Raw genomic sequence first — 21129 nt, forward strand, 5'->3', positions numbered from 1 at the left:
CACGGGAAGCATGACGGTGCCGGTGGAGACAAGCCTGCTGCTCGCAGCGGGAACCGGTTCGACAGCGCTTAACGTAAATGTTGACTTCAACGTCGATGGCGCCGTGACCAACAACGGTACCATCACCGTCGGTCTGTAAAGCAACCTGAAGTCGTTTCGGAGTCATCGCATCTCGACGGTGCTGGTGTAGTGTAATCTGTCGGCGCCAGACGATTGCCAGGCATCCGGGCGAATGCAAGTCTGTGAATGCGGGAGAGAACTATCTCCGCTCATCAGGCGAGCAGGCAAACGCAAATCGTCGGATTGTGGAAAATAAGGAAAGTGATGGTACAGTCACCAACTCTATATAAGAGGAATGCTCAACCTGCGCATCGCTGGGGACCTTTGCTCCCCCGCGACGGAACTGCGGCTCTGAGCGGTTCGCGGGCAAGCGAGTTTATAGCGCGCGCTCACGGTGACCCTCCATCACACGACGATTTCACGGCTTGCTGCCCGGCGCTCAGTTGGCGGTTATTAAGTCGATGCTCCGAAGTGCGATTCCATAGACGGAGTGCGCGCAATCGCACCCGAAACAGAAGACATAGAGGTCCCAAACAATGAACAGGAAGAACCATATCAATGTGTATGTGGCGGTGTCGGCTCTATGATATGACTGCGTCAACGCCGTCACCGGATGAAGGAAGGGGATCACCTCTTCTATACTCCATCCGAAGGCCGAAACGGTATGCGCGGAAGCGCCAGCTGAATGAGTTAACTCCTTCTCGTTCGGATGGCTCTCTTCGGGACCGGATTGGACTGCACTTGCATGGGAAACTTCGCGATGACTTGTTGTGGCGAAGCGAGTTCCTGTTCGAATCAAGCAAGGGAAGGATGGTCCTGCTCAGGCCATTTCTTCAGATTTTACTTGAAGGACGAACGGCAGTTGTACCGGCCGGTCGTACCGCCGATGGGCGTCGAGAGAAGGCAAGTCCTTTACCTGCTGTTTCTGCAGGGCTCCTTCTTGCCTTCTCTCCCTTCATCGGAACAGCTGTCATTCTGAGCGGAGCGAAGAATCTGAAATACAATGGAGCGAAAAAGGAGATGATGTGGACTTCCAGGTATTCTTGTATAGAACCTGCCCGTCTGGTGGAAACCAGTGATCAAGGCGGGCACTCCGGGTGTGTGAAACTCGGGAATTCAAAGAGGAGGCAGTGCGATGAAGCAAACCTCTGAGGGTGGCATGAAGAACATATCGAAAACACGGAATTCAGCGTTGGGGTGTACTCCGCGCGTTCGTGTGGCCGGTATAGCCAGAGGACCGCTGCCGGGATCGACACGTTGGCGCAATTACTTCAGATGTGCGTCGCCTGTCGTCGCTGTCGATCCATTCGATGCAAGAGGATGTCGGAAACACCGTAGTCAATTTCAAATGCAGAAAGCTGTAATTGGTAGAATCATTTCTTCAACTGTATATCTCATAGTTCCGGAACGACATAGTTCATGAGTCCAAGATCCACATATTATCGCTTTGCCAAGGGCGAAGGCGCTGACAAGTCTCAGCCTCTCCGCTCCATCCCGGATGTCCGGAAGCAGGGGTCAACTCTCATGACCAGGGCTGACGACAACGGGCTGTTACGCAGGGTGCGTGGATCCAAGAAACCGAAGGGTACTATCATGGGCGCGAAAGCGAAAACCCAGTTCATACGCCGGCTCAACCGGTGGCGGTTGCGTAAATCGCCATGGAAAGTCGCGTTCTTGCTCTTTCTCTGGCTGGTGACGATTGCCAGCGAGGCCCGAGCGAGTGGTGACCTGAAGAAATCGGCAACAGGATCCATCACAAATACGGGATCAATCAGAGTTAAGAATCAGGCGATTGGGCTTCCATCAGTCAATGGCGGCGTCTATGAATTCTTTGGTTCGAGTCAGTCGATTCCACCGATGACATATCAGGATCTCAAGTACTCAGGAACAGGCACGAAGTCGTTCAATGCAGGCTCACCGCAAGTTAACGGAACTTTCACAATTGCGTCAGGAACAACTGGATATGCGGACCCGGCCACGGCACCAATGGTGCTCGCTGGAACGCTCGTCGAACAAGGATACTTCAGCGGCAGTATCCAAAAAACAGTAGATCTCACTTCGTTGTCGTCATCAAACTTCGGAGACATTGGTCTCACTCTTTCGTACACAGGGACATCTCCGGGCAATACCACAATAAGAAGAGTATCAGGTACGGCGCTGCCGGGCGGACCCGGATTCGCGTCGAACTCATCCATTAAGAGATATTTCGACATCTCCTCTTCTGGTGGCGGCTACAACGGTACAATGGTGTTTTCATACAGTCGTGCCAACGAAATTGGCACGTATGACGAAAGCACGCTCGAGCTCTGGCGTTCCACAGACAACGGTGCAAACTGGCGTCGCCAGGGGGGCACTGTCAACACTGGTGCTCAGACAATCACGAAGACGGGTATTCTCTCCTTTAGCAGGTGGACCGCGTCTGATGCGACGCATCCGCTCGGACCCGCGGCTCTGGAATGGGTGGCCCAAAACCTCGCCGCTACATCGGGAAGCAGCCAGAGCGGGAGTCCAAACTCCAACCTTTCAAGCCCGTTTGTGGTAACCGTTACGGACGGGTACGGTAATGTCATTGCCAATACACCTGTCACATTTGCGATCGCGAGCGCTCCAGGTGGTGCATCAGGTCAGAGTCTCACAGTTACAAGCGCAAATACTGATGCCAGCGGCCATGCCTCTACTGTGCTGCACCTCGGCAGCGCGGCAGGAACATATTCAGTCACAGCAAACTCTGCTGGACTGTCGGGCAGTCCGGCGTCATTTACGGCCACGGCAACCGGCGTCGTTGCACCGCCAGTGGCTACTTCAATGATTTTAGCGACCGGCAACACACAAGTTGATACGTTCGGAAGACAACTGGCGAATTCGATGGTCGTGACCATCCTCAACCAGTTCGGCGCCCCGTTCTCCGGAGCGACAGTGAACTTTGCCATCTCGGCTAAACCACTTGGCGATACGAGCGCGACGCTCAGCGTCGCTTCGATCACAACAAATGCGAGTGGTCAGGCATCAACCAAACTGACACTCGGCACGAAGCCCGGCACATATTCCGTTGTCGCTACCTCGACGGCTTTGTCAGGCGCATCGATATCCTTTAATTCCACAGCGGTCACCGGAAGCGCATTTGCTCTCGGCGCGCAGATCGGCAGCGGTCAATCGCAGGTCGTGAAGACGACACTGACGCAACCGTTTGTCGTAACGGTAGTTGATGTGTTTGGCAATCCTATTCAGGGTGCCAGTGTGCGATTTGTCCTCGCGACGACTCCATTGGGAGCATCCGGTCAGGCAATCACAGATACGCTCATGCTGACGAACGCGCAGGGGCGTGCGCAAACGACACTCACGTTAGGTGATAGCGTCGGCGTCTATGAAGTGCATGGGATTTCGGGAGCACTCCAGGGAAGCCCGTGGGTCTTTACAGCGACGGCTACCTCAGGTGTCCTGCCGCCGGCAGCCCAGTCGATCGTCCTGAAGACCGGCAATGGTCAGAGCGCAACTGTGGGTTCTCAGCTCGCGAATCCGTTCGTTGTGACGGTCTTCGATCAGTTCGGTAATCCGTTCGCCGGTACAACGGTCAACTTCGCAATAGGCAGCAAACCGTCAGGCGATACGACGGCGTCGCTCACTGTACTTACAGCGGTCACGAACGCAAGCGGCCAGGCTTCAACGACATTGAAGCTCGGTACGAAAGCCGGTTCATACGGCATAACAGCAACGTCCGGCAGTCTCTCGGGCAGCCCGCAGACATTCAGTGCCACGGCGGTTGCCGGCGCACCGGCGTTCGCGAATCTGCCTCTTGGAACTGTTATGAGCGGCGAAGTTGCGACTCCGCTCGGCCAGACGTTCTTCGTTGCGGTAACTGACTCCTTTGGCAATCCGATCAATGGCCTCAATGTCCGCTTCGCAAACGTCGGAATACCGGCGGGTGCCACGGGCCAGTATCCGATCGACACAACCGTTGTGACGGATGCTCAGGGTCAATCATTCGTTCGGTACACGCCGGGAACAAAAGCCGGAGTCTACACGATAGCGGTGACGGCAGGAACTCTCCCACCTCGGTTCATGACCATCAATGCAACCGCGGGTCCGGCGAAGAGCCTGGCATTAGTGTCAGGCAACAACCAGACGAACGTCGCCGGCTCAACGCTGGGTCTACCGATGGTTGTCACTGTGTCCGACGCGTACGGCAACTCGGTGGGCGGGGCGCCTGTCAGCTTCGCAATTACCTCCACACCGTTCAATGCGTCTGGTCAGTCACTGAACGCGACGAATGTCGCGACCGGAACCAGCGGTCAGGCCTTGACGGTACTGACGCTCGGAAACAAGCCCGGCCAGTATGTCGTCTCCGCCACGTCCGGTTCCTTGACCGGCAGCCCTGCCTTCTTCGTCGCCAACGCGACACCGGCGGGTGCTCCGTCTATGGTCCAGTTCACTGGCGCAAACCAGGCTGGCACAATCAAGACGGCGCTTGGGCAACCGTTCGTGGTCAGAGCCGTCGATGCAAGCGGCGCGCCTCTGAGCGGCATCTCGGTAACGTTCGCGATTGACAGCATTCCGAATGCGGCCTCGGGTCAATCACTGAGCAGCACGATCGTCCTCACCGATAACATTGGGTTCGCTTCATCTACCCTGACGCTCGGTGACAAGGGGGGCGTGTACCGTGTATCGGCTACATCTGCCGGATTGGGCGGAAGCCCGATCTTCTTCAGGGCGACTGCAACTGCTTCTGGCATACCGGTGGCGCTGGTCTCGGCTGCTGGCGACAGAGGCTCAGCTCCGGTTGGCACACAACTCGTGAATCCTTTCGTTGTCACGGTGCTCGACGGCGACGGCAACCCCGTGGCCGGTCAGCCGGTCAGGTTCTCGCTCGCAGGCGTGCCCGCAGGCGCAACCGGCACGGCGCTGACTGACACTGTCGTCTTCACGAACGCACAGGGTCAGGCAATTTCCAGCCTGACTATGGGAACGAAGGTCGGAACGTACACTGTAACCGCCTCGTCCGGATCGCTCAACGCGATTACCTTCACCGCATCCGGTGTCGCCGGCAGGGGAGTCTATCTGCTCCTCGCGGCCGGAAACAACCAGGTCGGCGAAGTGATGTCGACGCTGCCGCAGCGATTTGTCGTGAGTGTCACCGACACGTTTGGAAACGCCAAACAGGGTGTCAATGTCCTGTTCGGCATCACGTCGGCACCGTCGAATGCAGCACGTCAGGCGTTGTCGTCTGCTCAGACTGTAACAGATTCGACGGGACACGCTTCAGTCCTGCTGACACTGGGAACCAAGGTTGGAACGTACCAGGTCGCAGCGACTTCTGCAGGTTTGACCGGAACCCCGGTGATATCTGCAACGGCAATTGCCGGAAAGCCGATCTTCATGCTTCTGGCGTCTGGAAACAACCAGGCTGGCCAGGTGGGGACGCCGCTGGCGCAACCGTTTGCGGTAAGCGTCACGGACAGCTTCGGTAATGTGAAGCCGGGTGTCACAGTTCAGTTTACCTTGACGTCTGCTCCGGCGAACGCGAACGGTCAATCTCTGACCTCCATCCAGTCCGTCACCGATTCTGCAGGCATAGCCTCAGCTGTCCTTGTCCTTGGCGACAGAGCTGGTTCATACCAGGTCAGCGCTGCATCGGCTGGTCTCTCCGGCAGTCCGGTTCGCTTCACGGGGACAGCCACTACCAGCGTCGCAACGCGGATGGCGTACACCGCTGGCGACAAGCAAGCCGCCGAAGTGTTCACGCAATTGGCAAGCCCGCTCACAGTCACAGTTACCGACGCGGCTGGAAATCCAGTCTCAGGCCAGCCGGTCAGGTTCGTCGTCGCAGGCGCGCCGGCTGGTTCAACCGGATCGTCCTTGTCTGATACGCTTGTCTTCACGAACGCGCAAGGTCAGGCGACGGCAAGGATGACGCTTGGGACGAAGGCCGGCGACTACGTGGTTACTGCCTTGTCCGGATCGCTGAACGGAAGTCCTGTGAGTTTCACTGCGACCGCTGTTGCAGGCAGGCCGACGTATCTTGTCCTGACTGATGGCAACAACCAGACGGGTCTGGCTGCCAACACGTTGTCCGAACCGTTGGCCGTTGCAGTGACCGACACGTTTGGAAATGTGAAGCCGGGTGTGACGGTGAACTATGCACTCACAAGCTTCCCGGATTCTGCGACGGGTCAGATGCTGACGAGCACCAGCGCTGTCACAAATTCTGACGGTGAAGCCTCCGTGCGACTCACGCTCGGATCTCGGATAGGGCTCTACACAGTCTCTGCGACTTCTGGGACGTTGCTTGGCAGTCCGGCAACGTTCAGAGTTAGCGCAAGCAAGGTGGCTGGCAGCAACCAGCAGGGCATCGTGAGCAACAGGTTGCAGCAACCGTTCAGCACACTGGTGCTCGATGCATCGGGCAGGCCGCTGGCTGGTGTCTTCGTGACCTTTACGATCGACAGCATACCGAGTGGTGCGTCCGGAGCATCGTTCAACGGATCCACGTCGATCACAGTCATGACAGACTCCACCGGTAAGGCTTCAGCCTTCCTAACGTTGGGCAACGCGGTCGGTACCTACAGGGTCACGGCCTCTTCGCCGGCTCTGCCGAGCGGCTCAGTGATCTTCAGAGCCACGGCGGTTTCGTCGTCGAATCTGGCGACGATGATCTACAAGTCGGGCGACAACCAGTCCGGTCAGATCCTGACTCAGCTTGTAACTCCGCTGGAGGTAACGGTGCTGGATGCGAACGGCAATCCGCAGGCTGGTCAGAAGGTTACATTTGGAGTCGTCAGCGGACCGGCCGGTGCGGTTGGTCAGCTCCTGACGCCAGAGACGGTTGTGACCGATGCTTCCGGCCGTGCGGCGACGAGTGTCAAACTCGGCAGCAAGGTCGGAGTCTACAGGATCGCTGCGACGTCTTCCGGTCTCGAAGGCAGCCCCGTCGACTTCAACGTCCGCGCTACGGTCGGCGCAGCTCTTGCCCTGGTGTATGTCACGGGTGACAGCCAGATGAAACAGATCGGCGCTACGCTCGACAGTGCGTTTGTGGTCCGTGTCGTCGACGTGGGTGAGAATCCGGTTCCGGGAATCCAGGTCCAGTTTGCGCTCGATTCGATCCCGAACGGTGCAACGGGTCAGCGGCTCAACGTGCTGAATTCTGTCACGGATGCACAAGGCCGTGCTGCAGCGGTGCTGACGTTTGGCGATCGCGCCGGCGTCTACAAGGTTACGGCGGCACTCAGCGGTCACGTCCCGATCGTCTTCAGGGCGACTGCGATCACATCGACTGGCGCTGTGAACCTGGTTTACACGTCGGGTGACGCTCAATCTGCCCAGATCCTGGCGCAGTTGACCAGCCCGATCGTCGTGAGGGTGCTGAACGCAAGCGGTAATCCGGTTCCGGGCCAGACTGTGACGTTCGCGGTCGACAGCCTGCCGTCCGGTGCGACGGGTCAGCTCATTACCCCGTCGGTTGCAACGACAGATGCATCAGGGCGCGCAACGGCGGTTGTGAAGCTCGGCGACAAGGTTGGGGCATACAGAATCTCCGCCTCCGCCGCAGGGCTCTCGGGCAGTCCGGTCCAGTTCAGGCTCCAGGCTGTTGCGGGTGCTGCTCGGTCGATGTTTGCCGTCGCGGGCGATGGACAGTCCAAGCCGATCGGTGTCGTGCTCGACAGTGCGCTCGTTGTGGGTGTGGTCGACCAGGGAGGCAATCCGGTGGCGGGCGTTGCGGTTCAGTTCACGCTCGATGCCGGCCCAGTCGGTGCGAATGGTCAACGATTGACCGTGCTGAATTCAGTGACGGATGCGAAGGGTCAGGCATCGACAGTTCTGACACTCGGAACGAAGGTAGGCGCATACGGCGTGATGGCTTCGACGTCTGCCCTGCCTGGAACGGTCGTCCGGTTCACCGCCAACGCAAGTTCCGGTGCTGCAGCAGCATTGGTCCTGACATCTGGCAGCGAGCAGTCTGCATTCATCTTCGCAGAACTGACCGCTCCGTTTGTTGTCACAGCGGTCGACATCGGAGGAAATCCGGTGGCAGGCGTCAACGTGCAGTTCGCGCTCGATAGCATTCCGCGGTCGGCGGTTGGTCAGAGCCTGCGGGTCTTCAATTCGACGACAGATGCGAACGGTCAGGCGTCAGCGATGCTCCGGCTTGGTAACAAGGAGGGACGTTACACGGTGCTCGCCACTGCGCCGAACCTGATCGTGAGCACGGTGCGGTTCGCAGCCACGGCGACAGTCCTTACCGGAGATGTCAACGGCAACACAATGGTTGACGTCGCCGATCTGACGACGGTCATCGATCATGTCCTTGGCAAGATCATCCTGACGGGGATCGATTCCATCAAAGCCGACTTCAACAGAAACGGCCGGATCGACGTCGTCGATATCGTCGCAATGCAGAATTACCTGTTGACGATATCGTTGGTCAACACTTCCATCGTCACGTTGGACACGGATCCGCTCCTTCCGATGAACGTGGCGCTGGCAGCCGGTGATTCGTCGAACGACGTGAAGGGTGAACTTGTGCTCAACGAGAACGGTGTCCGGTTCAACCTGACGAATGCGATACCGGTCAAGGGCGTTCAGCTTATCGTGCGCTTCCGGCCGGGCGTGAACATCGCACGGCCAGACGTGGTCTTCGATCGGGCCCGGGTCGATTCGTTCTACACCAATATAAGCGGCAACGAGATGAGGATCGTGGCGTACAACTTGCAGAACATAGCGATCCCTGCCGGTGACGGGCCGTTGTTCAGGCTCCCGATCAATCTCAGCGACGTTGGCGCTATCGAATCGGCTCAGATGATCGTCAGCAAGACAGACGTTGCTTCCATCTACGATCAGGCGCTTGCCCGCACAGTGTCGGTCCGAAAAGCTGTGGCAGGAGAGATCCCGACGTCGTTCATCCTGTTCCAGAACTACCCGAATCCGTTCAACGATCGCACGAACATCTCGTACGAAGTTGGGGATGCCGCAGGAAGAGTGGACGTGAAGGTCCAGGTGTTCAATGCTCTCGGCGAGAAGGTGAAAACGCTGGCTTCCGGAGTTCATGCAGGTGGTCGCTTCACAGTGGTATGGGACGGCATGGACGATGCAGGCAGGAAGCTGGCATCCGGAGCTTACTACTACCGACTGATTTCGGGCACGTTCATGAGCGCCAAGAAGATGATCATGCTGAAGTGACAGCACAACTTCATCATGCTTCCAATCCCGTTCCGGCTTGCCGGAACGGGATTCTCATTTGAGAATCGCGCGCGTTTCGATTCGTTGCTTCTCTTATCACTTCTACCTACTTTTGCACAAAACACAACGCGAAAATAACACCAACACTTCTCTATGAAACTCCAATTCCTCGGCGCCGCCCAAACTGTTACAGGCTCCATGCACCTCCTCACGGTGAATGGCAGCCGGATCCTCCTCGATTGCGGCCTTTTCCAGGGCAGGCGGGCTGAGGCGTTCGAGCGAAACAAGAACTTCCCGTTTGACCCTGCGGACATCGACGCGGTCGTCCTTTCTCATGCCCATATCGATCACGCCGGAAACCTTCCAAATCTCGTGCGGAGTGGTTTCAAAGGGCCGATCTATGCGACGAGTGCGACACGCGATCTCAGCAATGTCATGCTATTCGACAGCGCATATCTGCAGGAACGTGACGTAGAGTTCGTCAACAAGCAACACAAGAAGAGAAACGAACCTCTCATTGAACCTCTGTATACTTCGGATGATGTCGAGCAAACCGTTGACCAGATGGTGTCGATGCGCTATGGACAGAATTTCGAAGTAGCAGACGGAGTCTCCGTTTCGTTCGCTGATGCCGGTCACGTTCTCGGATCTGCGGTCACTCGCATCGAGGCAAAAGAGGGGGGACGCACCAAAGTCATTGGTTTTTCGGGTGATTTGGGCCGCAGGAACATGCCGATCCTGAAGGATCCAGAATCGATTGGTGACGTGGATGTCTGGATTTCAGAGAGCACCTACGGCGGAAGAATCCATGAACCCATCGTGGGAATGGAACATCGCCTTATGGAGGTAATCCAAAGGACGCTCGACCGGAGGGGGAAGTTGATCGTCCCCGCGTTCAGCGTCGGGAAGACCCAGGAGTTTCTCTACGTTCTTTTCACTCTCAATGATGCCGGGAAACTTCCTTCCATACCGATTTTCGTGGACAGTCCCCTGTCTGTCCATACAACCGAAGTGTTCAAGATGCATCCCGAATGCTTCGACAAAGAGACCATGCAGCACATCGTTCAGAAGGAGGATCCGTTTGGATTCGGCCGGCTGAAGTTCGTCCGGAGTGTTGAGGAGTCCAAGAAACTGAACGACATCGATGAACCTTGTATGATCATCGCTTCCTCAGGGATGTGCGAAGGGGGTAGGATATTGCACCATCTCGCGAATAATATCTCGGATCCGAAGAACACCATCCTTGTGGTTGGCTTCATGGCCGAGCATACGCTCGGACGCAGGATTGTCGAACGCCAGCCGCAGGTGAGAATCTACGGTGAGCTTCATTCGCTGAAGGCTGAGGTTGCAATCCTGAATTCGTTTTCCGCTCACGCCGGTCAGGACGAACTCGTCGGGTACGCCAAAACCATGGAAAAGTCCAGGGTGAAGCAGACCTTCATCGTCCACGGCGAGCTTGCGCAGGCGCAGCAACTCTCTCAACAGCTGAGTGGGGCGGGGTACGGGAACATCGCAATCCCCGCACGGGGAGACTCTGTGGAGATCGTAGCATGAAGATTCTCGTAACTGGTGGCAGCGGCTTGGTCGGAAGATACGTCGTTGATGAACTCGCCGCATCCCATCAAGTCCAGAATCTTGATCTCAAAAAGCCTCATCGGACTGACCTCCCGTTCCACGCGGTCGATCTCTTGAATGCAGCGATGGTGAAGCAGCACGTGAGAGGATTCGATGCTGTCGTCCACCTTGCAGGAATTCCTCACCCCCTGAATGATCCTCCTGAAAGAGTCTTCCGGACCAACGCTCTCGGCACATTCAATCTCCTCGAGGCGTGCGCCTCGAACGGCATCCGAAAGGTCATCTTCATTTCCAGTGAGTCTGTACTGGGATTTGCGTTTTCCACCTCGCGGATATGGCCGGAGTATCTTCAGATCGATGAGCGCCATCCGAACCGCCCGCAGGATGCTTACGGCCTCAGCAAAGTCACATGCGAGGGGCTCTGCCTCGGTTTCACGAGACGTACCGGAATGCAGACGATCTGTCTCAGACCTCCATGGATCTGGGTCCCGGAGGCAAACGAGATCACGATGTACAAACAGCTGCGAAGCGAATATCAGAAGTGGTCAAAGAATCTCTGGGCCTACATCCACGTACACGATGTCGCCAGAGCGGTCCGGCAATGCGTTGAAGCGCCCGATCTTCCGCTTCACGATGCGTTTTTCATCTGTGCTCCGGAGACATGGACGGACATCGAAAGCCGGTCACTTGCGGCGGAGTATTTTCCGGAAACAAAGACCATCTCTCCATCGCTCTCTGGTAACTTCTCCTTCATCAGCACGGAGAAGGCAAAGAACGCTTTTGGATTCTCGCCTGCCTCTACCTGGCGGGACATCATCACAGGCTAACGTCTTGTAAGTCGAAATTTATTTCGACAACAGGGAACGACCCAATGCCCAAACCCATCCTCATAGATACAGACACCGGCGTCGATGACGCCCTCGCCCTCATCCTGGCTTTCCGCTCCCCCGAGCTTTCGGTGAAAGCCATCACGACGGTGGCAGGGAACATCGAGGTTCACAAATGCACAAGCAACGTTCACCGTGTTCTCGATCTTTTGCATACAAAAGACCGTCCGATCGTTGCCCAGGGAGCAAAACACCCACTGCGGCGGCCTCTTGTGATCGCCTCGGAAGTCCATGGATCTGACGGCCTTGGCGGAGTCTCGCAATCGCTTCCCCCGGTGAAGCCATATAAGTTGGGGAATGGCGTCGACACCATACTCGACTTTTGCGACCGATATGGATCCAAAGGAACCATGGTCGCCATAGGGCCACTAACGAACCTCGCCCTTGCTCTGAAATCTGACAAGCGAATCGTGTGCAAAGTGGGGCATATCGTGACAATGGGGGGGGCGTTCCGGGTTCCCGGCAATACGGGCCCTGTTGCGGAGTTCAATTACTATGTCGATCCCGAGGCAGCCCACGCGGTCCTCAACGCGGACATACCGGTCACGGTGATCCCTCTCGATGTCACGCATCAGGTTGTTCTGATGCGGAAGGAAATGGAGTACCGCGCCGCCCGCCGCGCGAGCGCTGTAGCAATGACAATTCTGAAGATGACGCGGGACTACATGCTCTACCATCTCGACACGCAGGGATTCAACGGCGGATATCTGCACGATCCTATGGCGGTGGCCGTTGCGGCTCACCCGGGACTGGTGAAGACCCGAAGAACGCACGTCGATGTCGAGGCAAAGGGCGAATACACGCGCGGCATGACGGTGACCGATTTCAAGGAACGGCGCGCAGCTAAGCGCGGCAATGTGCACGTTGCATTGACGGTTGAGAGGGATCGATTCCTCAGGCTCTTTCACGAACGCCTATGGATGTAAGGAAGAACTCGGGGTCTGCACCGGGCGGGCGGAAGAAATCTCCATCGCTCCTCCGCGGCTTCGTGCGGCTTGCAGCGGCATCTGCTTTGTTCCTGTCGGTGCTTCAAACAGCCGCCGCACAGGAGCCTCTCCGCTTTTCACTTCCCCGCCAGCAGGATAGCTTGCGAATCTCCTCCCTGAGCTTCGATCGCGTCTTGAACACCTACACCTGGAACGGAAGCCTGTTCTTCGACCGCGAGTTCAGCGGCGTCGACGTCAAGTTCCGCCAGCTGCTCCGCTCCCGGCTTATTCGAACCGACCAGCAATCGGATCAGAACGAATATGGCGACAGCCTCATCGTCGGTACGGAGATCGCAGAAGGCTGGAAACTGCGCGCGCAGCAGGTGTCGTCGGTCCTGTCGGACAATCGGGCTATCGACCTGACACGGCTCGGGCAGCATCAGTTCCTCGCTGGAATGAGGGTGACGCCGTCGTCCGGGGTTTCGTTCGGCGCATTGGCGGGATACGAAATCGACGCACAGCAGGACGAGTTGGACAGGGGCTTTTCCTACCAGGCGAATGCCGAAGCCGAAGGGATCCGGTTCGAAGAATTCCACGGCTCTTTCAAGGGACGGTGGGCCCAGTCGCTGCTCACACGGCGGCGCCCCGCATCGGCAAGCATCGATGTATCGCTCGTCAGGGATTTCGGCGCAGAAGGGCGTAACCTGATCCTCTTCACGTACGACCATCTGCGCAGGGAATTCTACACGTCCGCCGATCTGGATGTCAGGAGAGTCTATCAAACCTCCGACAACATCTTCAGGCGGGACGCGGCGTCCTACGAGGTTTCCGACCAACTCGAATATCATGCTTCGGACAGGATGCAATTGGTTTTTCGCGGCGGCATGCTGACCCGCATCATCGACCGCGGATTGCAGTACAAAGTGATGGCGGGAAACTCGAACCCTCTCCTTGATACACGCATACAGGAAACACAGTTGTACGGTGAGGCGGGGACTTCGTATCAGCCCGTGTACTGGCTCGGCCTCGATGTCAACCTTGCCTATCGGGAAAGGGAAGAGAGGCACCAGGTCACGGAGTCGGGCGATGTGCCGATTTCCCTTTTCGAACGGCAGCAACGTTCGGAGCGAAGGCTGGAAAACATCGCACGGCGGACCAGTCTCTCATCGCAGGTCCGTACACTGTTATCCGAATCTGACCAGTTGAACTTTGCAGGATCAGCAAGTATCTTACGATACGACACGCCGGATAGCACAAATGTCGATGAGCGCGACGAACTCCTCGTTTCCATCGGATTACAGGAAATTCATCAGTTCAGCAGTGCTCTCAGTCTCAGCCTCGTTGCTGATGTTTCGCTGAGTCACCTGGTCTATCTGAAAAGTGTCCAGAGCGCCAATAACAACTGGAATCGGGTGCTTCGGTTCTCACCGACCGTCGTCTACGCCCCGGCTGAGGGGTTTCGCACCGTAAATCAGGCCGAGGTGCTCGGAAACTATACTGTGTATGACTTCGAGGATCAGGGAGCGCTCACGAGGAGCTTCTCCTTCCGGCAGGCCTCCTGGCTGGACTCTACGACCTTTCGACTTTCACAACTCCTGAGCGCCGCTTTCGTAGGAGAAGTAAGGGTCTATGAACGCGGGATTCTGATGTGGAGTGAGTTCAAGGAACGCCCGCAGGATTATTTCGTTGAACGGACGTACTGGCCCCGCGTCACCTACGCCGCAGCAGGCGGGCTCTCGCTGGGGGTCGGTTTTCGATACTTCAGTCAGGATCGGTACAAGTATCAGACCGGGACGAGGATATTTCTTCATCAGCTTGAATCCTCCGGACCGACGGTTGCCCTGACATGGGAAGGAACCGGATTCCAGCGGTTGGTGTTTGAAGGATGGAATGAAACACAGTGGCAGGACGGTCAACTGGTTCGAACAATCCCGAATCTCTTGTTGAAACTCAATTACTCACTTTGATGAAAAAGAAACCTCGTCAAAAGACAACTCGCACGATCGTCGGTCCACGCCCGGGGCCTGGTGTGCAGACGTTTACATTCGAGTGCACGGCAGATCCTAAAGAGATTCGAAAGGTCGAACCTTTCCTTCAACAGATCAGTGATGCAGCGCGCCTCGATGATGGAACGTTTTACCGGTTGCTGGTCGCCGGCACCGAAGCGGTAAACAACGGGATTCTCCATGGGAATAAAAGCAATCCCAAAAAAATGGTGTATGTGACATGCACACTGCGAAAGAACGAATTGGTATTCCGCGTGCGCGACGAGGGGAAAGGCTTCAAACCTGAATCAGTCCCCGATCCGCTCGAAGAAAAGAACCTCCTGAAGACAAGTGGGAGGGGGATTTTTCTGATGCGCTCCCTGGCGGACAAAGTTTCATTCAAGGTCACCAAGGAAGGAACAGAAGTTGAACTCGTGATCGACCTGAATCACCACGGCTAGAAGCCCACACTTGTCGGTCAGTCTGCCCGCCACTCTGTTCCATCAGGGAAGGCAGGAGCGCCGCTCCGACCACATCGAATACTCAATCTCTCCTGCACTATAGCCGCTGGAGACTTCTTTTCCCCGAGTACAAAAAAAAGCCCGAAGGCTGTTCGCCCCGGGCTTTCTTGTGTCGGTCGGCACGCCGTTCCGACCACATTGATTACTCGACAACTGTCTGTAAGAATTCTACCGCAGATCCGTCGTCCCGAACATCCTCTGGAAATCCTTGAATGCATCGACCGGCAGTACTGGCATTCCGTCCTGAGAGGAGATCTTTCCTAATGGGGCGGGAATACCCGGGATCTGGGAAATATCCACGAACGGGATGGTCATCCCGAACTTCGAGTTCATGATTTTGATGTACTCATTTGCCACAATGCCGTACCCGCGCGAAGACGGGTGAACGCCATCGAGGCTGAACAACGCGCCCGAAACATACGCCGTTGTGTACGTTTCACCGGCAACGCCAAATCCGCTTTTGGCTACAGTGTTGAAGAAAGTGAAGAAATCAACAACACCTGCTCCATTGGCGGCTGCCACAGTAGCAATTGTGGCATTGAATGCGCTGGTTGCCGTCGCGCAGTTGTTCTGCTCGTCCACATCGAGCACCAGGGCGTTCGGCCACGGATTCTGCGGATGAAAACCGAACGGCTTGGTGGTATCGATGCCTGCCGGGAGGGCAGGGTACTTGTTTGCCCTGTACCAGAGGCCCGTAGGCTGGCCAAGATAGGAAGCATACGTCATGCCGGTCAATGTGAGAAGCGGCGGAGTAGCTTCGGTCAGTGAAGTTTGCCCTGTCGCCACTCCCGACTCGCCAGCTTTCTGATAATACAGCTTCAGTCCAAGCGCTCCGATACTTGCCGCGACCCTCGGGCCGACAGTATTGAAGAATGGAATCGCCTTAACATCGGGAATGTTTCCCACAACGAGTTTCACATTCGGAAGAGATGCACGAATGTTGCCCAATGCCTGTGTATAAAGCGCAGTGAATGTCGCGCTCGGTGTCGGGGCCGCAGGAGAGACTCCGCCGCTCGTCGCGTAACCGAGCACATCATTGGCGCCAAGCCAGAAAGTCATCAGGTCAGGAGAAAGCGCCACGGCTTGCTTGTAGACATTCTTTGGGAATGGTCCGCTCGTCCAACGAAGAATTGCATCGCGGCCTAATGGCGGAGACTGATACGTGCCTGTGGTATCCATGAATCCGGCAAGCGGTATCCCGGGAATTCCAAGGTTATCGAACGGTCTTGTCAAAGCCGAGTTCGTCGGGCTGCCGGCAGTCAGTCCCTTTGGACCGATGACGGGTCCGGTGAGGCTGATGATCTCATAACGCGAAGCCTTGCCTGTGGCGTCAGGAATTCCGGGATCGGAATAGTACGGCTGCTCGAAGTTGCCGATTGAAGCGCCAGCCTTTGTCAACTGCTGGGCGATGAGGTTCGGGTAGCTGTATATCTGGGCTGATTGGTACAGACTGGCGGATTGGTACCCTGCTGTGAGGCTGTTGCCAACAGCAACATATTTCTTGACCGTTGCCGATCCCAGCGACGCCACTGGACCGTTCGGTGCGGAGTCGCTGCAACCGATCAGGCTCAATGCCGCAAGCCCCGCCGCAATCAGAAAGAATTTCATCATCAATTTCATATTCGCTCCTTGAATTACGTGCAGTGTCTGTCTTTGAATGTCAGATCAGAATGAATATCCGAAGTTCACAGCGAACAGGTGCGCCGTGGAATTATAGGTTCCGTCAAAGTTGATTTCGGTGCCAACAGCCTTGCGCTGGTCGAACTTGATATACATGTACGCGAGGTCGACCGTGATGTTCTTGGTAAGGTTGTAACCGAGACCGACACTGAAGTCGTTTTTGGTCGCGTCAGGAAGGAGGGGCTCGACATACTTCGTGGGCGCCGGGCTATGATCGTACATATACCCTGCACGCACCTGCCATTCTCCCATTGTATACTCTCCGCCGACCCGGAGGATGTAGGTGTCTTCGTAATTCTTTGGCGAGACTGATACTGAATTGTCCTTCTTGAATGTCAGAGCGAGCTCTTTATAAGAAGACCATCCGACGTACTGGTAATCTGCCTCGAGCGTGAGGTCCTTGGTTGGGCTGTAGGCTATGCCAAGGAAGCCGGTGGCAGGTAACGCCAATGAAGACGAAACGTCGCCGGCAGGATACACACTGCGCATAGGATCGAATGCAGCTGTGCCTGTAGCGTCGATCTTGACCTCGCTGCGATACGAAACACCGACCGAAAGATCCTTCGATGCTTTGTACATTGCCCCGACGTTCCATCCAATCCCCGTGCCGGTTGCTTCTACGTTGGCGTTTGCGTGGGGGTCAAATGGATCGCTCAAAACCCTCTTCAACGTCACTTTGCCCGTGGCGTAGTTCATCCCGACACCGATGGAGAACTTATCACTGAGCTTGTACGCAAGCGTTGGTGAGAAGAAGAAGGTCTCGAGATTGACCTTCGTGCTGATGAAACGGCCAGACCAGTTTGCCGGCCATTCCGTGCCGAGACCGTATGGATTGTTTACGCCAACCGCCGCAACCAGGTCGTCCGTAATCTGGTAGGACGCATAGACGTTGATCGGGTTGAAGACCTGGCTCACCATCTGCGTTTCCTGATTCGTATTCAGCTGATCAGGGCCGAAGAACGATGTCTTCGGCATAATGAGCGTCACGCCGACGTAGACCTGCGTTCCCTTTTGGTACGCTAGTCCGGCAGGATTGAAATAGATCGCTGATAGATCCGAAGCTCTGGCAGCAAATGCGCCGCCCTGACCCATGGCTCTCGCCCCGTGTTCATTCAGTTGAAAGCCACCGCTGAATGCAGCGGTAAGTGGGATTAAGACCAAGAGTGCGGCGGCTGCAATAGAAATCGTCGCTCGTCTCAAGTTCTCCTCCTTCCAAGAAGTTATTGTTTTCACGGTGATTTAGGTAGGTTTGATCTTTGCTCTTTCTAAGAATAGAGAATCAGAAATTCAATTGCAACATCCATTTTCCGCTGTTTCTGATGCTTTACAAAAGTGAGAAGTCCCGATACGCAAATACCGGGACTTCTTTTTGACCTTTGAACGACTTGTCGCATCAGATGCTGAGCTTCGCGATACTCGCTTTTACGTCAGCTGCTGACTTATTCAACGCTGCCTGTTCATCTGCGGTCAGCTTGATCTGAATGATCTCTTCCATGCCTTTCGCGCCGATCTTGATTGGGACACCGACCACGACGTCACTCATCCCATATTCACCCTGCAGCAACACCGCGCTCGGGAGAATGCGCTTCTTGTCCTTCACGATCGCTTCGACCATCTGCACAGCAGCCGCGGATGGGGCGTAATATGCGCTTCCCGTCTTCAGGAAGTTGACGATTTCGATGCCGCCGTCGCGTGTACGCTTCACAAGCCGGTCAATAGTGGCCTGGTCCATCAAGTCCGGCAACGGTATTCCGGCCACAGTCGAATAGCGCGGCAGTGGAACCATTGAATCACCATGCCCCCCCAAAACGAACGCGGTCACATCTTCAACGGAGACTTTGAGCTCCATCGAGATGAATGTGCGAAATCGGGCTGAGTCCAGAACACCCGCCATACCCATGACCCGGTGGCGCGGGAACCCGCTGACCTTCCAGGCAACGTATGTCATGACATCGAGCGGATTGGAGACGACAACGAGAATTGCATTTGGAGATTTGGCGGTGGCCTGCTCCGTGACCGACTTGACGATACCTGCGTTGGTGTTCTGGAGGTCGTCACGGCTCATGCCTGGCTTTCGGGCAATTCCTGCCGTGATCACGATAATGTCGGAATTAGCCGTCGCGTCATATGAGTTGGTGCCGATGACCGGTGTGTCGGTCCCTCCGACCGGGGCTGCCTCATACATGTCGAGTCCCTTGCCCTGAGGCATCCCCTCGATAACATCAATAAGCACAACCTCGTTCGCAAGCTCCTTGTCGGCAAGGCGCTGCGCTGTTGTGGCGCCAACGTTGCCTGCACCAATGACGGTGATCTTCATAGATGGTCTCCTCAGAAAAGGAAGGTGATGATGTGAGTGGATTGTTCGGATCAGAAAAAACGGTTTGGAGGGAAAACAGAAAGGCCTCCCGCTTGCAGGAGGCCCGCGCACCAAGAATTACGCTGACGGTGGATAGACGCTTACGCGTTGCTTCGTCTTTCCGAACCGTTCGAACTTCACTACGCCGTTGATCAGAGCGAAAAGTGTATCATCGCTGCCGATGCCGACGTTCGTCCCGGGATGCATCTTGGTTCCCCTCTGACGGACAAGGATGCTGCCGGCAGAAACAACTTGACCGCCGAACCGCTTTACCCCAAGACGTTGGGCATTGCTGTCACGTCCATTGCGCGAACTTCCACCACCTTTTTTATGAGCCATACTCTCTCCAGCTTAAGCCTGTCTATTCAGGTGACTAGGATACTTTTGTAATTTCAATTTCGGTGTATTGTTGACGATGACCCTTGAGAACCTTGTAGCCTTTCCGCTTCTTCTTCTTGAACACGAGCACCTTGTCATCCTTGACATGACTCAGGACCTTCGCTTCGATCGAGGCGCCGGAAATATAAGGCGTCCCGAGCTTTGTCTGGCTGTCGTCGCCGACAAGCAAAACCTTGTCGAAGGTGACTTTTGATCCGACTTTGGTCTCCTGTAGAGGGACGATAACCTTGTCGGCTTTCGTTACTTTATACTGCTGGCCTGCGATTTCGACTACCGCGAACATTGATCTACCTCAGTGCCGTACGTTGGGATTGATTTTAGGGACTATCAATCTACCAAAAACGGGCTAGAAAGTCAATCAATTTCTCCCCCTTTTCGCTTGAAGAAGTGCCTTACGAGCTTCGGGATTCGAGCTTTGAGAATTCCTCGATAAACACCCCCCGCATCGAGCGCCTCTCCGATTCAGCCAGAAGGCTGACCTCGACGGCATCCAGCAAAAGGCGTTTGATGCGGCCCGCGTCCAGACCGAAATACCTGCTAGCGGCAAGGAATTCATCGGTCAATGTAGTATTGAACAACGGGGGGTCGTCGCTGTTGAGCGTCACCTTCAGTCCGTATTCCAGGAGCCTTGGCAGACAGTGCTGCTCGATGGAAGGAAAGACACCAAGGCAGATGTTGCTGGTGGGGCAGACTTCCAATGGCAGCTGAGTTTGCTTCAGATAGTCCATAAGCCTGGGATCCTCGATACAGCGGACACCGTGCCCGATCCTCCGGGGCTTTGCCACTTCTATCGCGTTCCAAATGCTCAGGGGACCGTCAGTTTCGCCTGCGTGCACAACGCAGGGGACCCCGGCCTCATGAACTGTTTCGAACGCACGGCGAAACTTTGAAGCAGGATTCTTCTGTTCCGGCCCTCCGAGTCCCTGCGCTATGATCCCGTCTCCGTATCGGTCAACGACAAACCGGGCTACCGTGAGCGCAGCCTCTGACGAGCGTTCGCGCGGGATATCCACAATCACGCCCATCCGGACACCCAGTGCCTTTTCTCCCCACGCCCGGGCTATGTTGACAGCGTCGAGCTGCTCGTGCATACCGAGCCTGCAGTTCAGGAGCTGGTTGTATGGCGTAAACGTCACCTCGCTGTAGACGATGTTCTGCTCCGCCTGACCAATGAGGAACTCGCGGGTGATGAGTTCGATGTCCTCAGGTGTCCGCAGGCAGCTCGAAATCGCCATATAGATTTCGATGAAATGACTGAAGTCACGAAATACATACCATTTGCGCAGCCCCTCAATCGTGTCCGCGGGCAACGCGATGTGATGACGCTTCGCGAGTTCCAGAAACGTCGTGGGACGCACAGAGCCTTCAAGGTGAACGTGGAGCTCGACCTTCGGCATCTTTCGTATGAAGCTCTCTGTATCTATCATGGGAGGTGAGATGCTTGTGTTCGTTTCATTGAATGCGCCGCGATGACACGGATGCTGGAGATCCGAGGGGGTCACTCAATCCGTGATCATCTCGTGCCTCTTTTGTGTCATCAGTGTGCGGCCTTTTGGATGGCCGACT

12 protein-coding genes are annotated in these 21129 nt (G+C 56.0%); 6 read left to right on the plus strand and 6 right to left on the minus strand.

The features are described from left to right. The first annotated feature begins 1479 nt into the window (after nt 1–1479). The 6 genes from NTU47_07525 (at nt 1480) to NTU47_07550 (ending at nt 15068) form a co-directional block, all read left to right on the plus strand. Nucleotides 1480–9234 carry an Ig-like domain-containing protein gene (locus NTU47_07525; protein MCX6133645.1) on the plus strand — a complete coding sequence of 2585 codons (7755 nt, stop codon included), beginning with the start codon at nt 1480–1482 and terminating at the stop codon, nt 9232–9234. A gap of 153 nt (nt 9235–9387) precedes the next feature. Next, complete coding sequence (locus tag NTU47_07530) at nt 9388–10788, plus strand: MBL fold metallo-hydrolase (GenBank protein ID MCX6133646.1); 1401 nt, start codon at nt 9388–9390, stop codon at nt 10786–10788. Beyond that, entirely contained in the window at nt 10785–11636 is an 852-nt protein-coding gene (locus tag NTU47_07535) for an NAD(P)-dependent oxidoreductase (GenBank protein MCX6133647.1), read from the plus strand. The genes NTU47_07530 and NTU47_07535 overlap by 4 nt, the downstream gene beginning before the upstream one ends. 44 nt (nt 11637–11680) lie before the next feature. Next, nucleotides 11681–12622: a nucleoside hydrolase gene (locus tag NTU47_07540; GenBank protein MCX6133648.1), complete on the plus strand. Its 942-nt coding sequence runs from the start codon at nt 11681–11683 to the stop codon at nt 12620–12622. Next, nucleotides 12613–14589 carry a hypothetical protein gene (locus NTU47_07545; protein MCX6133649.1) on the plus strand — a complete coding sequence of 659 codons (1977 nt, stop codon included), beginning with the start codon at nt 12613–12615 and terminating at the stop codon, nt 14587–14589. The genes NTU47_07540 and NTU47_07545 overlap by 10 nt, the downstream gene beginning before the upstream one ends. Continuing rightward, nucleotides 14589–15068, plus strand: a complete 480-nt coding sequence (locus tag NTU47_07550) for an ATP-binding protein (GenBank protein MCX6133650.1) — start codon at nt 14589–14591, stop codon at nt 15066–15068. The genes NTU47_07545 and NTU47_07550 overlap by 1 nt, the downstream gene beginning before the upstream one ends. Before the next feature lie 228 nt (nt 15069–15296). Here NTU47_07550 and NTU47_07555 read toward each other — a convergent pair whose 3' ends face one another. The 6 genes from NTU47_07555 to add all read right to left on the minus strand — a co-directional run bounded on the left by NTU47_07555 (nt 15297) and on the right by add (nt 20990). Further along, the gene (locus NTU47_07555) at nt 15297–16748 is read right to left on the minus strand and encodes an SGNH/GDSL hydrolase family protein (GenBank protein MCX6133651.1); all 1452 of its coding nucleotides are present in this window, start codon (nt 16746–16748) and stop codon (nt 15297–15299) included. A gap of 45 nt (nt 16749–16793) precedes the next feature. Further along, complete coding sequence (locus NTU47_07560; GenBank protein ID MCX6133652.1) at nt 16794–18008, minus strand: porin; 1215 nt, start codon at nt 18006–18008, stop codon at nt 16794–16796. 193 nt (nt 18009–18201) lie between these two features. Beyond that, nucleotides 18202–19125: a malate dehydrogenase gene (gene mdh, locus NTU47_07565; GenBank protein MCX6133653.1), complete on the minus strand. Its 924-nt coding sequence runs from the start codon at nt 19123–19125 to the stop codon at nt 18202–18204. A gap of 117 nt (nt 19126–19242) precedes the next feature. Then, nucleotides 19243–19503, minus strand: a complete 261-nt coding sequence (rpmA, locus tag NTU47_07570; protein MCX6133654.1) for a 50S ribosomal protein L27 — start codon at nt 19501–19503, stop codon at nt 19243–19245. A gap of 34 nt (nt 19504–19537) precedes the next feature. Continuing rightward, nucleotides 19538–19846: a 50S ribosomal protein L21 gene (gene rplU / locus NTU47_07575; GenBank protein MCX6133655.1), complete on the minus strand. Its 309-nt coding sequence runs from the start codon at nt 19844–19846 to the stop codon at nt 19538–19540. Between the two features lie 109 nt (nt 19847–19955). Continuing rightward, a complete protein-coding gene (gene add / locus NTU47_07580; protein MCX6133656.1) occupies nt 19956–20990 on the minus strand; it encodes an adenosine deaminase in 1035 nt (344 codons plus the stop codon). Nucleotides 20991–21129: the final 139 nt, after the last annotated feature.

The organism is Ignavibacteriales bacterium (assembly GCA_026390595.1).
GTDB lineage: Bacteria > Bacteroidota > Ignavibacteria > UBA10030 > UBA10030 > UBA9647.